Origin of the sequence: Bacillus sp. ISL-57 (assembly GCF_018613135.1) — a bacterium.
Lineage (GTDB): Bacteria > Bacillota > Bacilli > Bacillales > DSM-1321 > Peribacillus > Peribacillus frigoritolerans.
In genome coordinates, this window is record NZ_JAGGQV010000001.1 from 137,603 (window position 1) to 163,224 (window position 25,622).

The 25,622-nt window shown below is 38.4% G+C and carries 22 protein-coding genes and 1 pseudogene; 17 read left to right on the forward strand and 6 right to left on the reverse strand.

Annotation, left to right across the window (positions count from 1 at the left end; all coding sequences use genetic code 11):
* Positions 1–210: 210 nt before the first annotated feature.
* From J7I90_RS00620 to J7I90_RS00630, 3 genes are all read left to right on the forward strand, one after another.
* Positions 211–1,206 (forward strand): thiamine pyrophosphate-dependent dehydrogenase E1 component subunit alpha, encoded by a 996-nt coding sequence (locus J7I90_RS00620; protein WP_214767781.1) that lies wholly within the window; start codon positions 211–213, stop codon positions 1,204–1,206.
* Positions 1,207–1,218: 12 nt separating this feature from the next.
* On the forward strand, positions 1,219–2,202 hold the full coding sequence (locus J7I90_RS00625; protein WP_095679607.1) for an alpha-ketoacid dehydrogenase subunit beta: 984 nt from the start codon (positions 1,219–1,221) through the stop codon (positions 2,200–2,202).
* Between the two features lie 541 nt (positions 2,203–2,743).
* Complete coding sequence (locus J7I90_RS00630) at positions 2,744–3,004, forward strand: hypothetical protein (protein ID WP_054396339.1); 261 nt, start codon at positions 2,744–2,746, stop codon at positions 3,002–3,004.
* Between the two features lie 108 nt (positions 3,005–3,112).
* Here the strand turns inward: J7I90_RS00630 and J7I90_RS00635 are convergent, their stop codons facing one another.
* Positions 3,113–3,463: a c-type cytochrome gene (locus J7I90_RS00635; protein ID WP_214767783.1), complete on the reverse strand. Its 351-nt coding sequence runs from the start codon at positions 3,461–3,463 to the stop codon at positions 3,113–3,115.
* Between the two features lie 551 nt (positions 3,464–4,014).
* On the opposite strand from J7I90_RS00635, the gene J7I90_RS00640 reads away from it, so the two are divergent.
* The 8 genes and pseudogenes from J7I90_RS00640 (at position 4,015) to J7I90_RS00675 (ending at position 11,803) form a co-directional block, all read left to right on the forward strand.
* On the forward strand, positions 4,015–4,233 hold the full coding sequence (locus J7I90_RS00640) for a twin-arginine translocase TatA/TatE family subunit (RefSeq protein ID WP_034312681.1): 219 nt from the start codon (positions 4,015–4,017) through the stop codon (positions 4,231–4,233).
* 53 nt (positions 4,234–4,286) lie between these two features.
* Positions 4,287–4,767 (forward strand): annotated as a pseudogene (locus tag J7I90_RS00645) (twin-arginine translocase subunit TatC).
* Between the two features lie 60 nt (positions 4,768–4,827).
* Complete coding sequence (locus tag J7I90_RS00650; protein ID WP_251025029.1) at positions 4,828–5,592, forward strand: gluconate 2-dehydrogenase subunit 3 family protein; 765 nt, start codon at positions 4,828–4,830, stop codon at positions 5,590–5,592.
* Between the two features lie 18 nt (positions 5,593–5,610).
* Positions 5,611–7,326: a GMC family oxidoreductase gene (locus J7I90_RS00655; protein WP_214767786.1), complete on the forward strand. Its 1,716-nt coding sequence runs from the start codon at positions 5,611–5,613 to the stop codon at positions 7,324–7,326.
* 180 nt (positions 7,327–7,506) lie between these two features.
* On the forward strand, positions 7,507–7,767 hold the full coding sequence (locus J7I90_RS00660) for a hypothetical protein (RefSeq protein WP_054396325.1): 261 nt from the start codon (positions 7,507–7,509) through the stop codon (positions 7,765–7,767).
* A 129-nt stretch (positions 7,768–7,896) separates the two neighbouring features.
* Entirely contained in the window at positions 7,897–9,297 is a 1,401-nt protein-coding gene (locus tag J7I90_RS00665) for an MFS transporter (protein ID WP_214767789.1), read from the forward strand.
* Between the two features lie 829 nt (positions 9,298–10,126).
* On the forward strand, positions 10,127–11,104 hold the full coding sequence (locus J7I90_RS00670; protein WP_214767792.1) for a ring-cleaving dioxygenase: 978 nt from the start codon (positions 10,127–10,129) through the stop codon (positions 11,102–11,104).
* A gap of 99 nt (positions 11,105–11,203) precedes the next feature.
* Positions 11,204–11,803 (forward strand): nitroreductase family protein, encoded by a 600-nt coding sequence (locus J7I90_RS00675; RefSeq protein ID WP_054396318.1) that lies wholly within the window; start codon positions 11,204–11,206, stop codon positions 11,801–11,803.
* A 409-nt stretch (positions 11,804–12,212) separates the two neighbouring features.
* Here the strand turns inward: J7I90_RS00675 and J7I90_RS00680 are convergent, their stop codons facing one another.
* The gene (locus J7I90_RS00680) at positions 12,213–13,556 is read right to left on the reverse strand and encodes an aminotransferase-like domain-containing protein (protein ID WP_214767795.1); all 1,344 of its coding nucleotides are present in this window, start codon (positions 13,554–13,556) and stop codon (positions 12,213–12,215) included.
* Between the two features lie 115 nt (positions 13,557–13,671).
* Here J7I90_RS00680 and J7I90_RS00685 point away from each other — a divergent pair, with 115 nt between their 5' ends.
* Together J7I90_RS00685 and J7I90_RS00690 are read left to right on the forward strand one after the other, a co-directional pair.
* Positions 13,672–14,631, forward strand: coding sequence for a DMT family transporter (locus J7I90_RS00685; RefSeq protein WP_214767798.1), 960 nt, complete (start codon positions 13,672–13,674; stop codon positions 14,629–14,631).
* Entirely contained in the window at positions 14,628–15,512 is an 885-nt protein-coding gene (locus J7I90_RS00690; RefSeq protein ID WP_214767801.1) for a DMT family transporter, read from the forward strand. Before J7I90_RS00685 ends, J7I90_RS00690 begins: the two co-directional genes overlap by 4 nt.
* Positions 15,513–15,740: 228 nt before the next feature.
* Here the strand turns inward: J7I90_RS00690 and J7I90_RS00695 are convergent, their stop codons facing one another.
* The 3 genes from J7I90_RS00695 to J7I90_RS00705 form a co-directional block, all read right to left on the reverse strand.
* Positions 15,741–16,310: an MFS transporter gene (locus tag J7I90_RS00695; RefSeq protein ID WP_214767804.1), complete on the reverse strand. Its 570-nt coding sequence runs from the start codon at positions 16,308–16,310 to the stop codon at positions 15,741–15,743.
* Positions 16,307–17,737, reverse strand: coding sequence for an FAD-binding oxidoreductase (locus J7I90_RS00700; RefSeq protein WP_214767807.1), 1,431 nt, complete (start codon positions 17,735–17,737; stop codon positions 16,307–16,309). Before J7I90_RS00700 ends, J7I90_RS00695 begins: the two co-directional genes overlap by 4 nt.
* 164 nt (positions 17,738–17,901) lie before the next feature.
* The gene (locus J7I90_RS00705) at positions 17,902–18,507 is read right to left on the reverse strand and encodes a TetR/AcrR family transcriptional regulator (RefSeq protein WP_214767810.1); all 606 of its coding nucleotides are present in this window, start codon (positions 18,505–18,507) and stop codon (positions 17,902–17,904) included.
* A 438-nt stretch (positions 18,508–18,945) separates the two neighbouring features.
* On the opposite strand from J7I90_RS00705, the gene J7I90_RS00710 reads away from it, so the two are divergent.
* From J7I90_RS00710 to hutI, 4 genes are all read left to right on the forward strand, one after another.
* A complete protein-coding gene (locus tag J7I90_RS00710) occupies positions 18,946–20,265 on the forward strand; it encodes an MFS transporter (RefSeq protein WP_214767813.1) in 1,320 nt (439 codons plus the stop codon).
* Between the two features lie 291 nt (positions 20,266–20,556).
* Positions 20,557–22,026 carry a helix-turn-helix transcriptional regulator gene (locus J7I90_RS00715; protein ID WP_214767816.1) on the forward strand — a complete coding sequence of 490 codons (1,470 nt, stop codon included), beginning with the start codon at positions 20,557–20,559 and terminating at the stop codon, positions 22,024–22,026.
* 194 nt (positions 22,027–22,220) lie between these two features.
* Complete coding sequence (gene hutU, locus J7I90_RS00720; protein WP_053534747.1) at positions 22,221–23,897, forward strand: urocanate hydratase; 1,677 nt, start codon at positions 22,221–22,223, stop codon at positions 23,895–23,897.
* Complete coding sequence (hutI, locus tag J7I90_RS00725) at positions 23,894–25,192, forward strand: imidazolonepropionase (protein WP_214767819.1); 1,299 nt, start codon at positions 23,894–23,896, stop codon at positions 25,190–25,192. Before hutU ends, hutI begins: the two co-directional genes overlap by 4 nt.
* A gap of 108 nt (positions 25,193–25,300) precedes the next feature.
* Here the strand turns inward: hutI and J7I90_RS27635 are convergent, their stop codons facing one another.
* Positions 25,301–25,432 (reverse strand): hypothetical protein, encoded by a 132-nt coding sequence (locus J7I90_RS27635; RefSeq protein ID WP_285289394.1) that lies wholly within the window; start codon positions 25,430–25,432, stop codon positions 25,301–25,303.
* Positions 25,433–25,622 lie beyond the last annotated feature (190 nt).

Consider the following 25,622-nt stretch of genomic DNA (forward strand, 5'->3'; position numbering starts at 1 on the left):
AGGGTGTTAAATGGCAAGCATGCATACATATAAGAGCTTTCCCTTCCTTAGATACATAACAGGAAATAAGTTTGCGAGACAAACAAACAGCTAAAAGAAAGGTTAGTAATTTGTGATATAAAGACCCATATTTATAATGGGTGACAGCGTGAGGAGAACATTCTGGTTTTAACAGAAAACCGTTTTAATTATTAGGAGGGATGATGACATATGGTTGAAAACCGCCATCTACAGGCAGGTCTGAGTGATGAGCAGGTGCTAGAGATGTATAGAATTATGTTGTTGGCAAGAAGAGTGGATGAACGGATGTGGCTGTTGAACAGATCTGGGAAAATTCCATTTGTCGTTTCTTGTCAAGGGCAAGAAGCAGCTCAAGTGGGTGCAGCATTTGCGTTGAATCGTGAAAATGATTATGTCCTTCCTTATTATAGGGATCTAGGAGTGGTGCTCGCGTTTGGGATGACCGCCAGGGATTTAATGTTATCCAGTTTTGCCAAGGCAGAAGATCCAAATTCAGGCGGACGTCAAATGCCTGGGCATTTTGGGCAAAAAAAGAATCGAATCGTGACGGGATCTTCGCCAGTTACGACTCAAGTGCCACATGCAGTGGGGATTGCTCTCGCTGCAAAAATGGAAGGAAAAGATATTGTTTCATTCGTTACATTCGGTGAGGGTTCATCAAATCAAGGAGATTTTCATGAAGGAGCGAATTTCGCAGGTGTACATAAACTTCCGGTCATCTTGATGTGCGAAAATAATCAGTATGCCATTTCCGTCCCTATTGAAAAGCAATTGGCTTGCGGGAAAGTGTCCGACCGGGCCATTGGTTACGGCATGCCAGGGGTGACGGTTGATGGGAATGATCCGATCGAAGTATACCGGGTGGTGAAAGAAGCTGCTGAGAGAGGAAGGCGCGGTGAGGGTCCAAGCTTAATCGAAACGGTTTCATACAGGCTTACACCACATTCAAGCGATGATGATGATAGTCAATACAGGTCGCCTGATGAAGTATCGGAGGCAAAAAAAATAGATTCAATCATTACTTTTGGTGCCTATTTAAAAGCAGTGGGAATCATGGATGATCAAATGGAGAAACAATTGAACGAGGAAATAATGGAAGTTGTGAACGAAGCGACGGATTATGCGGAGAATGCTCCATTTGCACATGAAGACACGCTCTCAAAATACGTTTACGCAGAAAGGTAAGGAGGAAAGAAGATGGCAGTGATATCTTATATAGATGCCGTGATAATGGCGATGCGGGAAGAAATGGAACGTGATTCCCGTGTATTTGTATTAGGTGAAGACGTAGGGGTAAAGGGCGGCGTGTTTAAAGCGACCTCAGGGTTATACGAGCAATTCGGTGAACAGCGTGTCATTGATACACCGCTTGCTGAATCCGCAATCGCAGGAGTCGGCATCGGCGCGGCCATGTATGGAATGAGGCCGATTGCGGAAATGCAATTCGCTGATTTCATCATGCCAGCCATCAACCAAATCATTTCGGAAGCTGCAAAAATCCGTTATCGCTCCAATAATGACTGGCATTGTCCTATTGTCATCAGAGCTCCATACGGCGGAGGTGTACATGGGGCGTTATACCATTCACAATCCGTTGAAGCCATTTTTGCGAATCAACCGGGACTTAAAATTGTCATGCCCTCTACACCCTATGACGTGAAAGGATTATTGAAAGCTGCCATTCGCGATGATGACCCGGTCCTTTTCTTTGAACATAAAAGAGCCTATCGCCTAATTAAAGAAGAAGTGCCGGATGATGATTATGTTTTACCGATTGGTAAAGCGGATGTAAAACGTGAAGGCGAGGACGTTACAGTGATCACTTATGGCCTTTGTGTTCATTTTGCGCTTCAGGCAGCTGAAAGGCTGGCCAGTGATGGCATATCCGTTCATATACTTGATTTACGTACCGTTTATCCATTAGATCAAGAAGCCATAATGGAAGCTGCATCTAAAACAGGAAAAGTCCTATTGATTACTGAAGATAATAAGGAAGGAAGCATCATTAGTGAAGTATCGGCGATCATTGCAGAAAACTGCCTCTTCGATCTTGATGCCCCAATCATGAGACTCGCTGGCCCGGATGTTCCTGCAATGCCATATTCACCATCATTAGAGAAATCATTCATGGTGAATCCTGAAAAAGTGGAAAAGGCGCTGCGGGACCTGGTTGCCTATTAAATGGTCTGCATGGAGGAACGAACTCTTCTTATCCGTATAAATTGTTGTTTATATTTGGATTGATCTTAAAAATGAACTTAAGTCTAGCAACTATAAAATAGGTTGCCAGACTTTTTTTTTGCGCTGAATAAATCATCTATAGTTAAAATATAATCCGTTTGATTACGCTAGAGGGAGCATATAAAACCAGAGATTTTTTTTTTGGATTTTCACTACATGAATATATACTATTGAAAAGAATTCTTGATAAAGAAGAACGAATGATAAATACTGGACAATTATCAAATAATAAACTATTGGTATGGTGTTTGAAAGTACATATTATGGAATTGTAATTGTTAATAGTCACGCAAAATTCAATATATATTAGCGATAAATATTGGGTATTTTTAAATGTTGAAAGCAGTACAGTGAGTGGTGAACATTGAAACTAGCAAGGGACTATTATCTTTTAGAAATCTACGGGCGCAGGCAATTTCGTATAAAAAATTCATCATGAAGTATTATATGAAGATAATATCTATTTTGAAGGAGGAGAAAATTGAGCGATCATATTAAAAGCGAATTATCATTATTCACGGAGTACCTTGTATCATTATTATTCACAGCTTGCCTTGCGGTTTTTCTCACAAAGTTCACTGATTCATTTCCATGGCTTTCCTTTATTGGTGTTTCAATTGGTCTTGCCCTCATGATTTCCTGTTGGGAACAAAAGAAAAACCAATGGTCTCTTTTTATTACAGGCTTATTATTAAACACAGCTGTTTGGTCAATTGTTTTGAATTGGTCCTCATTTTTTTAAATATATTTATTCCTGAAAATTACAAAACAGCCTGATCCATATTATTGGATTTGGCTGTTTTATTTTACGTTTAAATAAGGGCATTGGTATAGTTGAAAAATTGCCTCTTCACTTTTTCTGTGATAACCACTCTGCCACGATTGCAGCTTCTTCATTTGAAATAACGCCTGCTGGCATTCCATTTTTACCATTATTAATAATATTCTCTATATCATTTTGTGTATATTTTGCACCAATTTTATTTAAAGCTGGACCAGCTCCTCCTTGTAAATTTTCCCCATGACAAGATATACAACTATTACTTACAATTTCTTCAGGATTACCAGCTGAAGTATCCTGTGTTCCCCCATTTGAATTAGGGGAGGGTGAGGGTTGATGGCCTCTGTAAAAAAACAGTAAAAATATTAAACAACCAGCAAGAACGATACTTGCTCCAGAAGTAAACCAAATTTTTTTCATAAATACCTCCGTATTTAATGTAGCGTGGAGTGAAAATCTTTTTGATAAAAGAACAAAGAACGTTTCTAATATATCTTCTGCTTAATAATAGAATCCGTGGAAAATACATAAACCGCTAAGGTCTTATTTTACTCATCCAAAGTATTTAAGCATTATTATTAATTTATATCTTTCCCCAAAGTTTATTTTTGCATGAATACATTTTTAATAAAAGGTAAGATTCTTTTACTCTAATCTCGGGTACCAAAAATTCCTTAATAACATTTCCAACTTTCTGCATGGTTATTTAATAAAAGTTATACATATAGTCGAATTACTGAAAAACTAATATGAACTATTTAGAAGATGAGGAATTTGAACATTGGACTGTAATCAAAACAGGCATGTCTAAATATAAGCTAGGTATAAAATTGAACATTTTTGTGAATATATGTAAAAGGAATAAAAAAGGCACTTAAACATCCTTTAGTGTGTGAATAATAACGTTTACTGTAAGGTTACAAACGGTTTTTAGTAAATGTAACTGTTGTTTTTTATGGAGGATTGACGTGATGTTTCAGAATATTGGGATTCCAGGCTTGGTCGTAATTCTTATCATTGCGCTTGTAATTTTCGGTCCGAAAAAACTACCTGAAATTGGTCGAGCATTTGGACGGACATTAACGGAATTCAAGGGTGCAACAAATGGATTAATTTCTGATGAAGATAAACAGGAAGAGAAAAAACATGAGTTATCGACTGCTGAAAAGAAGATGCTGGATAAACAGTAGAGTCCATAGTGGTATGCAGGTGGGCATTTTTCATATAACTGGAGGTGGCCACCTTGCAAAACAAAGATTCACATCTCATTGAACATCTTGATGAACTTCGGCAACGAATGATTTCGTTGGTGCGTTAGTTTTTGTTGAAGACATATATAGTCGGATGTTTTTTGCCATTGCGGCTACGATTCCTGCAGTTGCCTATCAGACTTGGGAATTTATAGCACCTGCCCTTTCAAAAGAAGAACGCAAAGTGACTCAAACGTTTATCCCAGGTTTATTCATTTTGTTTATTGTCGGAATCTCTTTTGGATACTTTCTGTTATTTTCCATAGTGCTGGAATTTTTAACAAATATATCAGCAGTGATTAGGAGTTCTCAATCCAGTAAGGTTGGCAAAAGCGTGGAGAGTATCCTATTTCTTTCTGGTAATCGTATCAATTATGATTACTCCTCCGGATTTCATATCGGATATACCCGTCATTATTTCTGGTTCTTTACGAATTAAGTGTCACCATAATTGCTTATAAGAAAAAGGTGTAAGCGATGCATCAATGTGATAAGAAAATTCACACCTTGATTATGAAATAGGAGGTTTTTTTTTTGTCGGACAAAGAGAAAAGTCAAATGGAAAAACAAGGTAGTACGAGACGTACCTTTTTAAAGAATTCCGGTTTAGCTGTTGGAGGGCTTATTTTAGGTGGAGCAGTTGGAAGCATGTTTGATAGAAATTCGGAAAGTGGTGTGAAAACAGAACAGAAGAGTCAAACTCAAGCTAATAATCCGAATGAAGCCCTAATGTTTTTTTATCCAGAAGAATATCAGACGACAGCGGCAGCTGCAGAACGTATTTTCCCAAAGGACGATCTTGGGCCAGGTGCTATGGAATTAAATGCAGCGATATATATTGACCATCAACTCAACAGTGGGTGGGGCGTAAATGAAAAGGATTATAAACTTGGACCCTATTATAAGCCAGAGCCAACACAAGGTGAACAGAATAAACTTTACCGAAAAGATTTGTTCCGGCTAGGCTTAAAAGAATTGAATACATATAGCAACAAAAACTATAAAAAGAAATTTACAGAATTAGAGGCTAATGAACAGGATGAAGTGTTAGCTGCGTTCGAGAAAGGTAAAGCAAGTTCGCTTTCTGGTGCATCTTCATCGGCATTTTTCCAATTGTTAAGAACTTTGACCATTGAAGGTGTTTATGCAGATCCATTGTACGGAGGAAATAAGGAAATGCTAGGCTGGCAGATGCGAAAGTATCCTGGTTCTCGAATGAGTTATACAAAAGAAATCCAAAGTAAAGAATTTTTAAAGTTAGATCCAAATAGCCTTCAAAGTCATATGAAACATTCATGATAGAAAGGGATGAAAAACATGGCAAAAAAACTACCTAAGGTACCCGTCGTTGTAGTCGGGATGGGCTGGGCTGGAGGTATTATTGCCTCGGAATTAACAAAAGCAGGAATCAAAGTCGTTGGACTAGAGCGCGGGAAAGAACGGGATATGAGTGATTATTTAATGGTGCATGACGAACTGCGTTTCCAACATCGTGAAGAGTTAATGCAAGATTTATCAAAAGAAACTATTACTCATCGTAATAACCAAAAAATGAGAGCACTGCCTATGCGTAATTATGGTACTTTTATCGTAGGTGAAGGTCTTGGAGGGGCTGGTAGTCACTGGAATGGACAGACCTACCGTTTTCTTCCTTATGATTTTGAAATTAAATCACTAACTGAAAAAAGGTATGGTAAAAATAAAATTAAATCAGACTATCCGATTCAAGACTGGGGCATTACATATGACCAAATCGAACCATATTATGATACTTTTGAAAAAATGGCAGGAATATCTGGTGAAACTGTTAAGTTATATGGAAAACGCTCCAATCCTTATCCAACAGGACCGATGATAAAAACACCTGTATTAGCGGAATTCGAACAAGTGGCCAAGAAGCTTGGCTACAAACCATATATGATCCCATCTGCAAATCTATCAGAGAATTACGAAAACCCTGATGGCATTTCACGTTCAGCCTGTCAATATTGTGCATTTTGTGAAAACTTCGGTTGTGAGTATGGAGCAAAAGCAGATCCAGTTGTTACGGTCATTCCTGTTGCAAAAAAAACTGGTAACCTTGACCTGCGGACATACTCAAACGTCACCCGTATTTTAAATGATGGTACGAAAGCGACAGGTGTTATTTATGTAGACACCTTCACGGGTGAAGAATTCGAACAACCGGCAGAAGTAGTGGTCTTAGCGAGTTATGTATTTAATAATGTTAGACTTTTACTTAATTCAAATCTTGGAATACCCTATGATCCAAAAACCAGAAATGGTGTAATTGGTAAAAACTATTGTTACCAAGTGAGTTCAGGATATTCAAGCCTTTATTATAATGACCGTGAGTTCAATATTTATGGAGGTGCAGGTGCATTAGGCATTGAGATTGCAGAATTTACAGGTGATAATTTCGACCATTCGGATGTAAACTTCCTTCACGGAGCAGGAATTCGTACAACCCAGTATGGGAATAGACCTATAGCAAATAATAATTCACCAATCGGAACACCTTCATGGGGTGCGGAATTTAAAAAGCAATCAATTAAATATGCCAATAGCATCCTGCAAGTCAAATCGCAGGGTGCAAGTATGCCACACATACAAAACTACCTTGATCTGGACCCTACTTATAAAGATGTATACGGTATGCCTTTATTACGGATGACATATGATTATACTGCCCAAGACCGTGAGTTAGTAAAATACATGGCGAAAGTAACAAGATCGATTGCTAAAAAAATGGGTCCTGACCATATTGATACGGTCGCTGAACAAGCAAATTTTAACGTAAACACAGATACGAATACGCATAACACAGGCGGCGTCATCATGGGGGCTGATCCAAAAAATTCAGCGGTTAACACTTACCTGCAAATGTGGGACGCTGAAAATGTATTTGTTGCGGGTTCATCAGCATTTCCTCATAACAGTTCGTTTAACCCAACTGGTACTTTAGGTGCCTTTTCATATAGAGCAGCAGAAGGGATTGTAAAGTACCTTAAAAAAGGTGGTTCCCTCGTATAAGACAGCTATTCCTTTGACCTAAAAAATAACATGACCTGTTCCCACAATAATTGGGGGCAGTTTTTTTATTTTAGGATACTAAAAAAACAAACATGGATGGGCTCCATTTAAGACTAAGGGTATCGTTTAAGGTACATATTAAAATTAATACCAAAAACTTAAGATAAGGGGGGTTATAAAATGAAAGGCAAATGGAAAATCACTATTTTATCCGCATTACTTTCGGTAAGTTTTCTGTCAGCATGTAACGCTGGTAATAACGATTTTAATGATCAAGAGGAAGTAGATTATCGTCCTGTTCGAAATGACACGGACACGAATCCAAATAATAATGATGATGATAATCGATCATTCAAGCACGATGAAAACCCTGATCAAACGGATAAACAAATGGAAAAAGGCAATAACCTTGAATTTAATAAATCGAGAGGCGATTTATAGAACCTCTAATAAGAAGACAATATTATATTTGGGATACCATTGGAAAAACGCCCAAAATCCGATTTTCCTCCCGTTTGACTTTACTTCTTATTCTTGCATAAATGTATTCCATGGAGTTGACATGATAAAATGAAATTTAACAAGAAAAAAATCAACGTTGTAGATATTCAAAAAGCGAAGAAAAGCGTGTTTGCTACAGGGGTAGGAAATGCTATGGAGTGGTTTGATTTTGGCTTATATTCCTATTTGGCTGTTATCATTAGTCAAAATTTTTTTAGTGCTGTTGAGAATGATGAACTAAAATTAGTGTTCACCTTTGCAACGTTTGCGATTGCCTTTTTAATGCGCCCAGTAGGGGGTATCATATTTGGTAAAATCGGTGATAAATTAGGAAGAAAAGTCGTTTTGACAACAACGATTATTTTGATGGCTTTTTCAACATTACTAATCGGTTTATTACCTACATATGATCAAATCGGTATATGGGCACCTATACTCTTATTAATAGCTAGAATTATTCAGGGTTTTTCAACAGGTGGCGAATACGCTGGTGCAATGGTCTATATTGCAGAATCTTCTCCAGACAATAAACGCAATATGCTTGGAAGTGGATTAGAAATTGGTACGCTAATTGGTTATATATTAGCTTCATTACTTGCCAGTACACTCTTTATTACTCTTTCCGATCAACAGATGGCCTCATGGGGTTGGAGAATACCGTTTTTACTCGGCTTACCTTTAGGGCTTATTGGATTGTACTTAAGAAAAAGTTTAGAAGAATCACCGATTTTTGAAAATGAACTTTCTGATGATGAAGCCCCAAATGAAAGCTTTCTATCTATTTTCAAAAATCACAAAAAGGATATTCTTGTATGTTTTGTAGCTGTTGCATTCTTTAATATTACAAGCTATATGCTATTATCATACATGCCTTCTTATTTAGATGAGATTATTGGATTATCCAGTACAGTAGGAACCCTATTAATTACGATTCTAATGATTATTATGGTGCCTCTTACTTTAATATTTGGAAAGCTCAGTGATAAAATTGGAAATAAGACTGTTTTCTTAATCGGTTTAGGCGGTTTAAGCCTATTATCTGCCCTTGCTTTTTATTTAATAAACCTGAATGCTTTAGTATTTATTTCGTTAGGTGTTCTAATTCTAGGTGTTCTGCTTTCAATTTATGAAGGCACAATGCCTGGATCGTTACCAGCCATGTTCTATACTGATATTCGATATCGAACATTATCAGTGACCTTTAATGTCTCAGTTTCAATATTTGGTGGAACTACCCCTTTAGTTTCCACATGGTTAGTTCACCAAACGGGGAATAACTTAGCACCTGGTTTCTATTTAACAGCCGTGAATATTATCGGGTTTTTAGTGATATTATTCTTGTTCAATAGTACTTCAGGAAAATCGCTAAAAGGATCTTACCCAACAGTTGCTTCAAAATCTGAATTTCAAGAAGCTGTTGAAAATCCAAAAGATTCCCTATGGTGGAAAACGGAACAAAGAGAAAAATAAAAAAACACAATGGGAGGACTACTCGAAATACTGTCACTCAATCTTGAGCGTCTGTATTTCGGGTTTTGTGGTATTCACGAATAATAAAGTTGTTTAAAAGTAGAAAGAGTAATTTAACGAAAGCGATAGAGTTATTTAAAGAAATGGGTAACGAATAAGTTCTCTTTTCTCCTAGGGAACTGCTGGACAATTTACCCACTTATCCACCTGGGGCACATTGATGCAAATAAGGTAGAAGAGGTATCGGGATTTTAACAGCTCCTATTATGCTTTTGATGATGGATCAAAAGGAATATTTACGAGATGTTCGGTTTGTTCGCTTTGATTTAAAGGAAGAACAGATTTACGAGATGTATACTCGATAAACCCATAATTTATGAAAAGAGGTGAATTCAAATGGATATTATGAAAATTAGGGAATGATTAATAGTGACAGCCTTAAAACAACGGTTGCTATATCTTAAGCTTATTGGTACGGAACTAAAAATAATAGATATACAAAATACTGTCTTTGTCGCTATTTATAGCTATAGACAGTAACCCATATACAGAATGGTCTTTATTTTAAGTGAAATTGACTGTGTGTTTTTTTTTTTGCCCTGTAATTATTTCGATACTGAGATATATTGATTTGAGGTAATGTTGTTGACAGTGGATGGTATTCATGATAAATTATCTTTAAGTAAAGATATATTAATTCAAGATAATAAGAAACACTTTATCAAACCCCTTTAATGAATAGCCACTCTTTTTTGAAGGAAAAATATAGGGGATTAAGGAAAACGCTGAATATCCAAAAATTGAATCGTTTTAATGGGAGGAATAATGTATGAATGGATTAAAAGGTATACACCACGTAACGGCCATAACGAGTAGTGCTGAAAAAAACTATGAATTTTTCACAAATATATTGGGCATGCGTTTAGTCAAGAAAACTGTTAACCAAGATGATATCCAAACCTATCACCTGTTTTTTGCCGACGATGTTGGCGGTGCGGGTACTGACATGACATTCTTCGATTTTCCTGGAATTCCTAAAGGAGAGCATGGGACTAATGAGATTTCCAAAACATCCTTCCGTGTACCGACTGATGCGGCATTGGAGTATTGGGTTAAACGCTTTGACCGTTTAGAGGTAAAGAATACAGGAATCCAAGAACAGTTTGGCAAAAAGAACATTTCATTTGTGGATTTTGATGATCAGCAATATCAATTGATCTCAGATGAAAATAGCGAAGGGGTTGCATCCGGGATTCCTTGGCAAAAAGGACCGATTCCTCTGGAATACGCTATTACGGGATTAGGTCCAATTTTCATTCGTATCGCCAACTTTGATTACTTTAAAGAAATGATGGAAAAAGTCCTATTATTCAAAGAAATAGCCAACGAAGGGTCATTTCACCTATTTGAAGTAGGGGAAGGCGGGAATGGTGCACAAGTGATCGTCGAGCATAATTCGATCCTTCCTCAGGCTCGGCAGGGATTTGGGACTGTTCACCATACAGCCTTCCGTGTTGAAGACCGTTCCGTTCTGGAAGAATGGATCAAACGAATGGAAAGCTTCCAATTTCATACGTCCGGTTATGTCGATCGTCACTTTTTTGAGTCGCTTTACGTACGGGTGGCACCGCAAATTTTATTCGAGTTTGCCACGGATGGTCCTGGATTCATGGGGGATGAGCCGTATGAAACGCTTGGGGAAAAGTTATCTTTACCACCGTTCTTGGAACCGAAACGGGATCAAATCGAAAAGTTGGTCCGTCCAATTGATACAGTAAGAAGCACCAAGGAATTCATTAAAGAATAATTGCGAATGATATATTGGTTTATGCCCATACTAAAATAGGTAGAAATAAAAAATGGAATAATCATTTGAAATAGAAAAAATGCTCTGGAGGAATGACTTATGACAAAAGATTTTTACACGGCCATTAAAGAAAGACGTTCATATTATGGAATCAATAAAGAGGTCGGAGTATCCGATGAGAAAATTAAAGAAATAGTAGAATTTGCGGTAAAACATACGCCATCGGCTTTTAATTCCCAATCCTCACGCCTTGTTGTTTTGACAGGATCGGCACATGATAAATTATGGGATATTACGACGCAGGCATTAAAGAAAGCTGTTGGAGAGGGAGATTTCTCTGGCACTCAACAAAAAATGGATTCATTTAAAGCGGGATATGGTTCAATATTATTCTTTGAAGATGAATCTGTTGTAAAATCACTTCAAGAACAATTTGCAACGTATGCCGATAACTTCCCAATCTGGTCACAACAAACATCAGGCATGCATCAATTAGTTGTTTGGACGGCACTTGAAGCAGAAGGATTGGGAGCAACTTTACAGCATTATAATCCTCTAATTGATGATGAAGTGAAAAAAGAATGGAATGTTCCAAGCAATTGGAAATTGATTGCGCAAATGCCATTTGGAAATCCAACAGCTCAACCGGGTGATAAAGAATTCAAACCACTTGAGGATCGTATCAAATTTTATAAATAAAGTGTAAACTTTTTTAGTGCAAATCCTATAATTGCTTAAGACTGTAGGCAAAAGGAGTTGTATCCAAATTATTAAGCATAGTTGATTGGAGCGGGTGTGTGAGACTCCTGCGAGAGTAGCGAGTCCAAGAGACCCTCAGGCGCAAGCACGCCGACGGCGGACCGCCCGCGGAAAGCGAATGCCCTACGTTCCAATCAACTTGTACAAGTAAAAAAAATGTAGACAAACTCGAAGGAAAGCGAGTTTGTCTACAGTCTGAGAGCTAATTCTATTTAGCTCTTTTTTGGCTGAGCTCATTTACATAGGCTATTTCAGAATGACAAATGTTAATGTCTGTAACTAATGTTTTCCGATGTATCAGAAAAAATATTTTACTGCTTTTCTTGTTTAATAACCTCATGTAAAAGCTTTATACGTAATAGTTTTGCTTGTTATTCAATTCTTTAAAAATGAGAGCTATTCCGTGGTCAAGTTTTTGTATATTTGTATTGGACACGTTTAATTTTAATATTTTTTCCTGGGGAAAGCCATCTAAAAAATTTTGACCCATCGTCTCTACCAGTACTTGTTGATTCTGTAAGTTATTGATGAGGTAAGTACTATTTATACGATGAGGCAGTATGATATGAGCGTTCATGCATATGGATGCTGGGCGATAAAAACCTGAAGCAGAGTGCTTTTCTAGAGCATCATAAAGCAAGTTTGCACGCAATGAATAGGAAAGGCGCACTTTGTTTCTATGGTGTTTAAACATACCGCTTTTTATGTAGATTTCCAATGCTGCTTGTGAAATCATGGAACTATCAATATCAGCCGTTCTCTTATATAGTTGGAAGCTGTCCGTTAATGGTTTAGGCAAGACGGCAACACCTATGCGTAATCCTGGAAACATTATTTTTGAGAAGCTTTTTAAATAAATGACCATGTTATGGGTATCCTTGGAAAAAATAGGGTCTACCTTCATATTTTCTTCGAAATCTGCTAAATAATCATCTTCTACAATATAGACACCATACTTTACAGCAAGTTTTAGTATCTCCTCTTTTTCCATTTTAGAATAAGAAGTCCCTAACGGATTATGAAAACGAGGCATCGTATAAAAGAATTTAATTTCCTGATCACTAAAGATCCGTTCTAACTCCCCTAAATCAATACCTTCTGCTGTTCGTTCGATTCCTAGCACGGAAATCTTGTACGCTTTCAATTGCTCCACAAATAGATGATAACTAGGCTGCTCAACAAGTATATGGGTACGTTCATTTGGAAAGGGGATTAACGTTAATAAGGAAAGTGCTTGCTGCACGCCAGAAGTAATGAAAATCTGTTCTTCTTTTGCGAAAACCTGATACTGCTCTAATTGTTTTTGTATCACTTTAATTAAAGAGGGCAGTCCTTTTGGAGTGCCATAGATAAACAAATCTTGCTGATAGGTATCGATGGCTTTATTAATGCAATGTTGAAAGTCATGATACGGAAATTGATGCCAAGCGGGAGCAGAGGTAACAAAGTCGATGTCCGTTGTAGGTTCGCTTTTATCATGAAACTCTTTTTGAACGACATAATATCCACTTTTAGGAACCGCAAAGATTAAATGCCTCTTTTCCAATTCTTGCAGGGCTTTCAAGACTGTACTTTTACTATATTGATGTTGATCGCTTAATTGACGGATAGACGGGAGTTTAGAGCCCGCTTTGAGCCGTCCATTCTGGATGAGAGATGCAAATTCATTAAACAAAGCTACGTATTTTAGCATGAATACCTCCTAAAACTGTACCGTTACAGATGCTTCATATTTGTATTGTATCGTAGTGGAACTTTTAATACGATACTAACAACCGGCCGGGTGTTGAAAAGGAGGATTACTCAATATGCCAGAAAATAAAAAAGCCTATCTTGCGGCGATACTTTATGCCATTATTATTGGATTTTCATTTTTCTTTACAAAAATATCATTAATGGAAGCTAGTCCGCTAGATACATTGGCACATCGATTTACGATGGCTTTCTTGATCGCCATAATTATTAAGCTATTAAGGGGGACATCAGTGAAAATGAGTGCGAAGGATTCTGTGAAAATTCTTCCGCTGGTGTTCCTTTATCCAATTTTATTCTTTATTTTTCAAGTGTTTGGTCTCATTTATACCTCATCTTCAGAAGCGGGTATTATCCAAGCGACCATACCAATTTTCACGTTATTATCAGCTTCATTATTTTTGAAAGAATACGCAGGTAGAGCTCAGAAATTTTTTCTGTGTTTATCTGTTATGGGGGTTGTCTTTATCTTTGTCATGAATGACTTGCAACATGCGGCTTACAGTTTGAAAGGAACGATCCTGATCTTATTATCTTCGATTGCTTCCGCTCTCTATAATGTGGTAGCGAGGAAGGTAACAAAGCAATATTCACTATTTACGTTAACGTATGTGATGACATTCTTTGGTTTTGTGACTTTTAATAGTATGGCCGTCATTAACCATATAATTAACCAATCTATCAGCAGCTTTTTATTACCCTTCACAAGTAGTGCATTCCTCATTTCAATCGTATATCTTGGGGTATTATCGTCACTGCTTACTGCTTTTTTATCAAACTATTCATTATCTATATTACCAGCATCTAAAATGAGCGTTTTTAGTAATTTAGCGACATTGATTACGATAATGGCAGGGGTGATTTTCTTACATGAATCGATTCATTATTATCATGTAATAGGTGCAATGATCATTCTTGCTGGGGTAATCGGCACGAATTATTTTGGTCGAAATCATTCCAAGCATAATAGTAAGACTTTTGCCGACCCATTGCTGAAAAGGGAGGTAAAGGAATGAATAAATATGTATTGTTACTCTTGATTAGTGGTATATGGGGATCTCAATTCTTCTTTATTGCATTAGTCATAGAAAATGTTGGGGTCATTACATTGTCAGCCATTAAAGCATTCATCGGCGGTATCTGTTTACTCTTTTTGGGATTGTTTTTATCAAAAGAAGAGCGAAAAGTACCCAGGAGTTATTATAAATGGTATATTATCATTGCTTTTTTCGAGGTTGTACTACCATTCGTTTTTATTGCACAAGGCCAGAAATCTGTGCCTAGCAGTATCGCAGCGGTGCTGATTGGTATGGTCCCCATCTTTACCATCCTTTTTTTACCAGTATTTTTCAAGATAAAAAGCACAAGGCTGCAGATTACAAGTATCCTATTCGGATTTGCAGGTATTGTCTTCCTTTCCTGGCCGACACAGGGAATCCAAGAGCTTTCTAACAGTATTCAGGGGAACATCCTCATGATATTGGCTGCTATGAGTTTTGGATTATCATTGATTTTCATGGAGAAATTGAACGAGGGATCTTCCGTCATTCATATGAGAAATGTATTACTGATTGCCAGTGCATTGCTCATCCCCATGTCCCTTTTGTTTGAGCAATCTTTCAAATTGGATATAGCACAATCTCAATCCATCTACTTAGCGATTTTAGGCATTTTCCATGCAGGTGTTGTTTATGCATTATTTAACAGTCTGATTCGGCAAGAAGGCGCATTATTTACTTCATATAGTAATTATATAGTACCTGTCATCGGAATGATTTTAGGCTATTTCTTTTTACAAGAAGAGTTGTCTATTCATCAATTGATTGGAATGGGTATAATAATGATGTCATTAGTTTTTTTAGACAAAAAAATAATTATCAAATTGAAAAGAATGTAGTATTTTATTATATGGCTAATGTCCGTTATCTTTAATTGTACTAATATAATCGTATATATAACGAAACCATATTGAAAAATGGGCAGAAGGATTAAAACTTTTTTGTAAGATCATTTTTAGTTTTTTGATCAACAAATGATTATATAGTAAAAGAAGCATCTGCTGAGGTTAGCAGATGCTTCTTTTAAAAGGGGTAACTGATTTATTGGCTCTTACCATAATAAATGCTTATATTTTTAGTTTTTGTGTATGAGATTGTGATGTATTTTTCTCCATCTTCTTTATAATAAACCCACTCCATGCAAACATAAGGGAGGCTATGTAAAAGATGCTGCCGATCGTTAAAAAGTCGACTAAATATCCGGTTGCAATCACCGCAGCTGCAGCACCGACGGATGTCCAAACATGGTAGTTCCCGATTTCCGCACCCGCGGTTTTCTTCGTTACATATCTTGCCAGTACCGTTTTTTCAGTGTTTCTTTGTACTGCCCCAAGTACTCCCATAATGATTTGCAGGAGATAGACATGCCAAATTTCATATGCGAGAGGAAAGGCAAGCAGGATAAGTGCCATCCCCCATGAATAGATAAGGAGAAATGCTTTGTCACCTGTTTTGTCAGTGAATTTTCCGATTAAAGGATAGCTGAGCGCTGCAGTCAAGGAGAATATTCCATATGCCCACCCGAATTGCGAATAACTGGTGCCCACATTTTTGATTAGCAAAATATAAAAGGGGAAAATCATGCTGGCAGCCATTCCAACAGTGCCTTGGTAAAAAACAAAACGTTTATAATTCATGGATGATACCCCTCATAGAAAAGATTCATGAAGCGATTATCAGGATCATATTTCATCTTTAATCGAAAGAATTCCTCAGTATGCGGATACGCTTCAAATAATTGTGTCTTGGTTGGATACCCATAATAGGGCAGATAGTAGCTGCCGTTATGGTCAAGCGTCACATCGATCATGTTACGGATGACCCTCCCTGTATTATCCTTGCTTTCGTCATCTTTCCCTTGATTGATGAGCATCACTAAAGCGAACATATCATCCTTGGCATAGGACATGAGTGATTCATCATTATGTTCCACATAACGAATTGTGATATTTAATAAATTAAAATCTTTCTCAATAGATAAGGTTCTTCTTAAGTCATCGATATAATCAGCAAATTGATCAATCGGAACGAAGTATTCTTGCAGCACTTCAGTTTTTTTGGGATTGCTGTAATCCATGAATGCTGAATCCGACCGCATCACATTATTCCTCGAAACCAAGTTGCCATCAATATTGGCCGTGTAGGCTTTTTGAGTTTCCCAAAACCTTTTTTTACCCCAGTCATTATAACGTGAGAGGCCAAGAAAGAATTTAGGCACGGCAATGATCGTTTCCCGTTTGAGAGTATCGTAGTCAGATAGCCTTGTTTGGTCATTTGCCCTATAATAATCCGTTACATACATTTCATCCAAATAGGAGTCTGGAGCAACAGATATTCTTGCAAGATGCATTTTAACATCAGCGTTTTTAAGAACTTCTTTTTTAAAGTACGACGTATATTGATCATAATGAAGTGATTTAGTTTTAATGTTATAAAGTTCGTCATCAGTAAGGTGGAGTGTTACATCGAGTATGACTCCAAACAATCCGTACCCGCCAATAACCGTATGGAAGAGCTCCGAATTTTCTTCGCGGCTCACTGTTAGGGTTTGTCCTTTTGCGTCAAGCAATCTAAATGATTCCACGGTTTCTATCAAGGCATGATGACGGATATCCCGGCCATGGACATTAACGCTCAAAGACCCGCCAATGGTAAAAATGTTTTGAGATTGACTGACCTTCAGTGCAAGTCCATATGGGTTGATGTATTCCTGAAGAGCAGCCCAGGTTGCTCCGCTTTGGACCGTGATGCGTTTTTCTTTTACATCCAAATCAAGTATTTTATCATATTTCTTCATATCGAGGAGGATCCCGTTTGGATATAATGTCTGCCCTCCTTGGCTATGCTGCATTCCGGCAATGGAAATGGGATCATCGTTTTTTTCGGCATCCAAAACGACCTTTTTGATTTCTTCTTCACTATCTTCTGCCTTTATCACTTTCATTTTAACTGGCATCAGACGGCTTATATCTTTGGCAATAGGATGGTCAAGCTTGAAATTAAAAGCCTGCAGCGATAATCCAAATAATAGTGCATATAGGGTGATAAATAAAAATCGTTTCATGATCTGGCATTCTACTCCTCGTTTACTTTGGTTGACACTTAATTGAAATAAAGAAAATGTATGAACCTGATATATTAATGGAGTTTCCCTGACCAAGCAATGAGAATGGGGTTAATATTGAATTAAATGTCAGAAATTTAGAAATGAATCTTTTGATTTATGTATTAGTTCTTAGTTTTCAGCCCATTAATGATTGTTTTGGTTAGCGGTATGGATAGTGATTCCAAGCTTTGTTCTGAGTTGTTTAATCCCCAATGATAGATGATTCCCATCAGGCTTTGGAAGATAAGTTGTGAAATTTCGTTAACTGATTGGTCAGTGCCAATGTCGTTTTGTTCTTTCGCCTCTTCAATTAATGAACGAATGATTTTGAAGAGTGAGCGGTTTGAATTTAAAAAGTAAGTATGTTCCTTCGAATCTAAAGCGGAACTGTAAATCACTTTCATTAAATCTTTGCCCATTTCTACTTCCAGAAAACGCATCAATTTGCGAATGAAAATAAACAATTTCTCGGTAGCGTCCATATCGACTGGGAACGAACGGAAGACTTCGCGATAGTAATCATCGACTTCTATGAATCTCACTAAAAAAATGTCCGATTTCGCTGAAAAGTGTTGGTAAAATGACCCTTTTGATGTGCCGCTTTTTTTCACGATTTCGTCAACGGTAACTTTATCGTAACCTTTTTCGCTAAATAACTTTAGAGATATTTGTAAAATTTTTTCACGAGTCTTTTCTCCCCTAAGTTGTTTCTTTCTGGGTTCAATCATAAAAAAACCTCCAAATGAAAATTGACAGAATATTCCTATATAGTTTAATATCAGACTACAGTCTAGTTAAATGATTGCTGGTCTATTTAATCTAACGTAGATCATGAATAATCACAACGCTATTTTAAATGGTTTTCGCACATTAAGTAAGCGTTTACGAGGCTTTGGGATCAAGTATGGGGAAGGTTAATTCAGTTTAAATGGGAGGTTTTTCAAGGATTCCTATACAATCGGTTACTGTCTTGAAGAAAAGGCTTATTCCTCTTTAGCCCTGAGTATATGGATTGTATTTATAATATTGTTGGATTCAGTAAATGTAAAATGGAGGGTGGTGGTTTTCAGGATAAATTTAGAGCTAGGAATTAACCAGAATGTCGGGAAGCTGGAGAATAGTTGTACGGTTTTGGAAATAGTAGCATGAAAAGGGAGGAAATAATCTTGAATCATTCCAGTGGTGAAATAGAGAAACGAACGATCAGTAAGACGATGAAACGCATTCTTCCATTTATCTTGCTCCTTTATATCATTGCATACTTGGACCGGGTTAATTTAGGCTATGCTGCTTTACAAATGAATGCGGAATTAGCCTTATCCGCTGAAGTTTTTGGATTGCTTTCCGGTATTTTCTTCATCGGCTATTTCTTTTTTGAAGTCCCAAGCAATATGATCATGCATAAAGTGGGAGCTCGAATATGGATTGCCCGAATTATGATTTCGTGGGGACTTGTGGTAATATTAACTGGTTTTGCCCAAACAACGATGCATTTATATATTCTCCGTTTTTTATTAGGTGTTGCCGAAGCTGGTTTTTTTCCTGGTATAATTTTGTATTTAACTTATTGGTTCAGGGCTCGCGAAAGAGGAAGGGCAACAGCGGTTTTGCTTTTGGCCCTACCGATTGGCGGATTGATCGGTGCGCCTGTGTCGACATGGATTCTTGACAATATCTCCTGGTTTGGTATGGCAGGGTGGAGATGGATGTTCATTCTTGAAGGCATTCCGGCCATTATTATAGGAATTGTTGTTGTTTTCTATTTAACTAATAGACCGTCTAACGCTAAATGGTTATCAAAGGAAGAAAGTGATTGGTTAGAAGGCGAATTGAGTGCGGAAAGAAAAGTTAGCTCGAAAATAAATAAAGTCACGAAGATTGATATGCTGAAAGATTCGAAAATCTGGAAGTTGGCCCTTTTTTATTTTGCAGGATACACATCCATCTATGGATTGTCATTCTGGATGCCAACCATCATAAAATCTTTATCGGAAAACGCAACGACCAATCTAGAAATAGGCTGGTTAGCGATGATTCCATCGTTAGTCGGTATACCTGCCGTCATGTTTGTAGGCTGGAATTCAGATCGGACCAATGAACATAAAACACATTTGCTCGTTTGCCTCATGATAGCGGTTGTCGGATTTATCGGGTGCGGCTTTTCAAATAGTGTTTTTATGATGGTGCTTATGTTAACGATTACATCTTTCGGGTTATACGGGTTCAGTGGATGTTTCTTTGCCTATATGACATTTTTCTTCACTGAGTCCACTGCCCCAGTCGGAATAGCCATAGTCAATTCATTTGCGGCTTTAGGCGGTTTTGTAGGACCGATGATTCTCGGAACTGTTGCCTTTACTCAAGGGATGTTTATTTTATCTGGATTACTTATAATAGGTGTCATCACCTTATTATCATTAAAATTGACGGAAGCTTCAGATGAAAACATAGGTAAAGAAGTTGATGTCAATATTAATCGTTTATAAAGGTTCTAAATTATTGAAGATTAAAATGATAAAAAAAGAAACATCATTGGAAATCACAGTGTTTCCACGATGTTTCTTTTTTTATTTAAGCATATTTCTATGGTGTGAAAATACCAATTGAGCATGTAAAAATTTAATCTAAAATCGTAGGTTCTGCCTAATAAGACTTGTTTGTAGTTTTCAGCGGGATTAGAATGGAGATGAGATGAAAGGGCTTTCGAAAAGATCAGGGATCCCTTTTCTATTCATATTTATTCATTAGGTGAATAACAGCAGAAATGAGGTGATGATGTGGAAATTCACTTGGTGGCAAAAGATGAGATTGAGGCTCAAGGAATTCGTTGGATAGTAGAGTCCCACCTAACGGGAGTTAGACTGATCTTATGGAGAACGATTGAAGAATTCGAAAAGGGCATACGCAATCAGCAACCTGAATTCGTTATTTTGGATATGGATATTTGGACGGATGAAAGTGAGGCGATGGGTGTTTCGTTAAAGCGGAGGGGAATTCGATGGTTAGGGATTTCATCTGAGCGAATCTTTCAAACGGCTTATCGAGCCTTACGTTTTCGTGCTGAAGATGTTTTATTCCGTCCTTTTTCTTCGGCGGATTTGGTAAAACATATCCAACAATTACGTTTTCAATTAAGAAATGGTCCAGGTGTTATCTCGTCAAACACCATGGATGATGAGAATGCTCTGGATATTGGGTATCCAGATTTCTTCTTGACAGACCGGAAGCATGAAAGTCGAATAACCATGGTCGCTTTTTTGACACCTGATAACAAGACCCTTCCATTGGTTTATGATGAACTGCAACGATATTCTTTTACTGGGAAGAATCAAATCTTCGCTTTATCGGATTTTATTTTATGTGTCCAGGAAACGAAGGAAATGGAGATATATAAGGAAGAGTATCAGGCTTTCCTTGCCCATTGGAAAGAAAGAATGGATGAGCCCCTTGCCATTATAATAAAGGCGGCAACTTCAGATGAGTCTTTAAAAAGGATGTATCAGCAAACTCGTGAATTTACGAGACAAATCTTTTTTGATGGATATGATATCATCTTAGCCGAAAGTCAACAGACTTCGCCTCAAGAGATGGATCCCTTCCTCACTCCTCTTGAACAAAGACTATGGATAGAAATGTTAGAACGACGGGATGCGAAGGCCATCAGGAACTGGATTGAACGTGAATTCCTTACCTTCGAACGACCATACCCCGACCCGGAAATCGTTCGTATCCGCCTTACAAGCGTACTCGCACAGATTCGCAGGCATATGAAATCATACAACTTGCAAAATGCTTCCCTGGAAGCCATATACTATGATGTATTTCAGCAAATTGTACATAAACCTGTCATTCATCAAATAGTGAAAGAGCTGCATGCGTTCACCACCCATATGCTTATGCAGGATCATGGACAATTACAAGAAGGGGCACGCACAATCAGCGAAAAGGCAAGGGAGCTGATCGAGTCCAACTATTGGGACGCCCAGTGGAATCTAGCGAGTTGTGCCGATACTCTGCGGATCAATAAAAGCACACTCAGCCGTCGTTTTGCCGCTGAATCCGGCGAGTCTTTTCGAAATACGCTCCATCAAGTTCGAATTAGGGAAGCTAAACGTTTATTAAAGGAAACGGATTTATCATTAGAGGAAATCTCACAATTGGCCGGCTATTCACATCAAACCTATTTCAATGCAAAATTCAAATTGCTTGAAGATTGTACACCATCAGCATATAGGTCTGGCTTATAAAAAGGACGATTCAATAAATGAATCGTCCTTTTTTATTTATTTCATAACAATGTAATTAATGAGATTATTCATAAAATAATAAAGTTAACTACAAAATGTTGAAATAAATTATAAAATAATCATTAAAATATAATTAATTATTCTGAATTTTTCTTATAGAATGAATATATAACAAAAACAAGGGGGAAATGAAAATGAACACGATTACAAATAAGGTTATCCGTTATACTGGAACAGAATTGCATACTAAAGGATGGCAACAAGAAGCAGTGCTTAGAATGCTTATGAATAATTTGGATCCTGAAGTTGCTGAACGTCCAGAAGATTTGGTGGTATACGGAGGGATAGGGAAAGCAGCTCGTAACTGGGAATGCTTTGATGCAATCGTCAAATCACTAAAAGAGCTAGAAGAAGATGAAACTTTACTTGTCCAATCAGGGAAACCGGTGGCCATTTTTAAAACGCATTCGGATGCACCACGTGTCCTGCTTGCCAATTCAAATATCGTCCCTGCATACGCGAACTGGGAAACATTCCATGAACTTGATAAAAAGGGATTGATGATGTATGGGCAGATGACAGCAGGCAGCTGGATATATATCGGATCTCAAGGGATCGTTCAAGGTACATACGAGACCTTTGCCGAGCTTGCAAAACAACATTTCAATAACTCGTTAAAAGGCACCATCACTCTTACGGCAGGTTTAGGCGGAATGGGAGGGGCACAGCCGCTGGCAGTTACGATGAACGGTGGGGTCTGTATCGGGATCGATGTAGATGAGACAAGAATTGACAGGAGGATCGAGACTCGTTATACCGATGTGAAAACGGATTCATTGGATGAAGCCATTCGTTTAGCGAATGAAGCTAAACTTGCAGGGAAAGCATTATCGATTGGTTTGATTGGGAATGCTTCAGATATTCTTCCGGAAATGATCGCAAGGAACTTCATTCCTGATGTCTTGACGGATCAAACTTCGGCCCATGATCCGCTAAATGGATATACTCCTTCAGGCCTGTCAATGGTGGAGGCTGCAGAATTACGGAATGCAAATCCAGAAGAGTATATTAAACTCTCTAAAGCTTCAATGGCCAAACATGTAAGGGCGATGCTTGAAATGATGGAAAAAGGAGCTGTGACGTTTGATTATGGCAACAATATCCGTCAAGTTGCGAAAGATGAAGGGGTAGAGAATGCTTTTGACTTCCCGGGCTTCGTTCCAGCTTATATCCGTCCACAATTCTGTGAAGGGAAAGGTCCATTCCGTTGGGTCGCTTTATCTGGGGATCCAGAAGATATTTATAAAACAGACCAAGCCATTTTACGTGAATTCGCTGATAATGAACATCTATGTAACTGGATTAGAATGGCTCAAGACAAAATCCAGTTCCAAGGTCTTCCTTCCCGTATTTGCTGGCTTGGTTATGGGGAGCGCGCCCGTTTTGGTAAAATCCTCAATGATATGGTTGCAAGCGGTGAATTGAAGGCACCGATCGTAATTGGGCGTGACCATTTGGATTCAGGCTCTGTCGCTTCGCCGAATCGTGAAACGGAAGCCATGAAGGATGGTTCCGATGTAGTGGCTGACTGGCCGATCTTAAATGCAATGGTGAATGCTGTGGGCGGTGCAACCTGGGTTTCCGTACATCATGGTGGCGGCGTAGGAATGGGTTACTCCATGCATGCAGGCGTTGTAATTGTGGCAGATGGCACAAAAGAAGCAGCAGCCAGGATTGAGCGAGTGCTGACAACGGACCCTGGGATGGGTGTAGTGCGCCATGTTGACGCAGGATATGAACTTGCAGAGGAAACAGCACGTGAAAGAGGTATTAATATCCCGATGCTTGGTAAAGGAATTGATAAAAAATGACAAAGCCAATTTGGATAAAACATGCCACTCAACTTGCCACCCTTACCTCTGAAAGGAAAGGTCCGCGTTCCAAAGAGGCAATGTCGGAGCTTGGTTTGATAGAGGATGGAAGTATATGGATGGAGTCAGGGGTGATCCAAGCTGTCGGGACAACCAAGGAATTGGAAAAACTCTATGCTGATAGAATGCATGAAGCTGAAATCTTTGATGCAACTGGCCATTTGGTGACACCTGGGTTAGTTGATCCACATACGCATGTTGTGTATGGCGGGAGCCGTGAGCGTGAATTTGAAATGCGACTTGAAGGCGCAACATATATGGACATCATGAACGCAGGTGGGGGCATTCATGCTACCACCCGCATGACAAGGGAAGCAAGTGAAGAAGAATTGATGGAGCAAACCACGCGACGACTTGATTCGTTTCTCGCTCATGGAGTGACTACAGTAGAAGGTAAAAGCGGCTATGGAATGAATTTGGAAACCGAATTAAAGCAATTGCGGGTGATGAAGAAGCTACAGGAAGAGCATCCGATTGATCTGGTTCCTACTTTTATGGGAGCCCATGCGGTTCCAAAGGATTATAAAGGCCGCGAGGATGAATTTGTCGATCATCTGATTAATGATATGCTTCCAATCGTCTCTGAAGAAAAGCTTGCAGAATTCAATGATGTCTTTTGTGAAAAGGGGGTTTTTACCCCTGAACAATCAGAGCGGATCTTAAAGGCCGGGAAAAAGTACGGCTTGATCCCTAAAATTCATGCTGATGAAATTGAGCCATACGGTGGAGCTGAATTAGCTGCCAAGATAGGAGCCATTTCGGCTGAGCATTTGTTAAAAGCTTCCGATGAGGGGATTACTGCTATGGCGAAGTCAGGTACGATTGCTTGCTTGCTTCCAGCCACCGCCTTGTATTTACGGGAAGAAGCGGCCCCTGGACGACGAATGGTTGATGAAGGTGTGGCTGTTGCCATTTCGACTGATTGCAATCCCGGATCTTCACCGACGACATCCATGCCGCTTGTCATGAATCTGGCATGCATTTCGATGAGGCTTACCCCTGCAGAAGCTCTTACGGCAGCGACATACAATGCTGCTTGTGCAATCAACAGGCAAGAAAGGGTCGGTTCCCTTGAAGTCGGTAAACAAGCGGATGTCGTATTATGGAATGTTGAAAACTATCAGGAGTTGCAATATTTATTTGGGGTCAATCACGTTAAGTCTGTATGGAAAAATGGTGTGCAAGTAGTGAATGATAAAGTGAAGACGGATACAAAAAGCCTGACTGGTCTATAAAATTCACTAATAGAAGAGAGTCTGTACCCATCGAACCATAATTAGGTTGACCGGATCTCTCATGAAACGCCCATTTAATGAACTTTAATCTATGTATCAGGAGCCTCTTTATATCCGTTGGAATTTTGGCGGATGTAAAAAGGCTTTGATACGTACAACATGATCTAACAGTATTACGATTGTCAAAGCAAGAGATGGATCTGGTATTTCAGCTGCACTGGTATACATGCTTCTACCCATGGTGGAATACCTGCTATAAGGGTTTTTTTAATATTTTACTAGAATTTGGCCAGTATCCGATTGTCATGCAAATTGATTTTTTCTGTCTTGATTCGAGCTTCTCTATGGGGGGGCGAAACAGTCAAGACCAGGGCATTCATGGCTGCAATTTATTACAGGCTGCATAATGCAGACTAAATTCAGGGTTTTA

What these genes read in the sequence shown, in the direction of transcription:
- J7I90_RS00640 (WP_034312681.1), top strand. Translation starts at nt 4,015, where the DNA reads ATGTTTCAGAATATTGGGATTCCAGGCTTGGTCGTAATTCTTATCATT.
- J7I90_RS00680 (WP_214767795.1), bottom strand. Translation starts at nt 13,556, where the DNA reads ATGCTAAAATACGTAGCTTTGTTTAATGAATTTGCATCTCTCATCCAG.
- J7I90_RS00635 (WP_214767783.1), bottom strand. Translation starts at nt 3,463, where the DNA reads ATGAAAAAAATTTGGTTTACTTCTGGAGCAAGTATCGTTCTTGCTGGT.
- J7I90_RS00655 (WP_214767786.1), top strand. Translation starts at nt 5,611, where the DNA reads ATGGCAAAAAAACTACCTAAGGTACCCGTCGTTGTAGTCGGGATGGGC.
- J7I90_RS00620 (WP_214767781.1), top strand. Translation starts at nt 211, where the DNA reads ATGGTTGAAAACCGCCATCTACAGGCAGGTCTGAGTGATGAGCAGGTG.
- J7I90_RS00625 (WP_095679607.1), top strand. Translation starts at nt 1,219, where the DNA reads ATGGCAGTGATATCTTATATAGATGCCGTGATAATGGCGATGCGGGAA.
- J7I90_RS00705 (WP_214767810.1), bottom strand. Translation starts at nt 18,507, where the DNA reads ATGATTGAACCCAGAAAGAAACAACTTAGGGGAGAAAAGACTCGTGAA.
- J7I90_RS00670 (WP_214767792.1), top strand. Translation starts at nt 10,127, where the DNA reads ATGAATGGATTAAAAGGTATACACCACGTAACGGCCATAACGAGTAGT.
- hutI (WP_214767819.1), top strand. Translation starts at nt 23,894, where the DNA reads ATGACAAAGCCAATTTGGATAAAACATGCCACTCAACTTGCCACCCTT.
- J7I90_RS00675 (WP_054396318.1), top strand. Translation starts at nt 11,204, where the DNA reads ATGACAAAAGATTTTTACACGGCCATTAAAGAAAGACGTTCATATTAT.
- J7I90_RS00690 (WP_214767801.1), top strand. Translation starts at nt 14,628, where the DNA reads ATGAATAAATATGTATTGTTACTCTTGATTAGTGGTATATGGGGATCT.
- J7I90_RS00665 (WP_214767789.1), top strand. Translation starts at nt 7,897, where the DNA reads ATGAAATTTAACAAGAAAAAAATCAACGTTGTAGATATTCAAAAAGCG.
- J7I90_RS27635 (WP_285289394.1), bottom strand. Translation starts at nt 25,432, where the DNA reads ATGGGTAGAAGCATGTATACCAGTGCAGCTGAAATACCAGATCCATCT.
- J7I90_RS00685 (WP_214767798.1), top strand. Translation starts at nt 13,672, where the DNA reads ATGCCAGAAAATAAAAAAGCCTATCTTGCGGCGATACTTTATGCCATT.
- hutU (WP_053534747.1), top strand. Translation starts at nt 22,221, where the DNA reads ATGAACACGATTACAAATAAGGTTATCCGTTATACTGGAACAGAATTG.
- J7I90_RS00695 (WP_214767804.1), bottom strand. Translation starts at nt 16,310, where the DNA reads ATGAATTATAAACGTTTTGTTTTTTACCAAGGCACTGTTGGAATGGCT.
- J7I90_RS00660 (WP_054396325.1), top strand. Translation starts at nt 7,507, where the DNA reads ATGAAAGGCAAATGGAAAATCACTATTTTATCCGCATTACTTTCGGTA.
- J7I90_RS00700 (WP_214767807.1), bottom strand. Translation starts at nt 17,737, where the DNA reads ATGAAACGATTTTTATTTATCACCCTATATGCACTATTATTTGGATTA.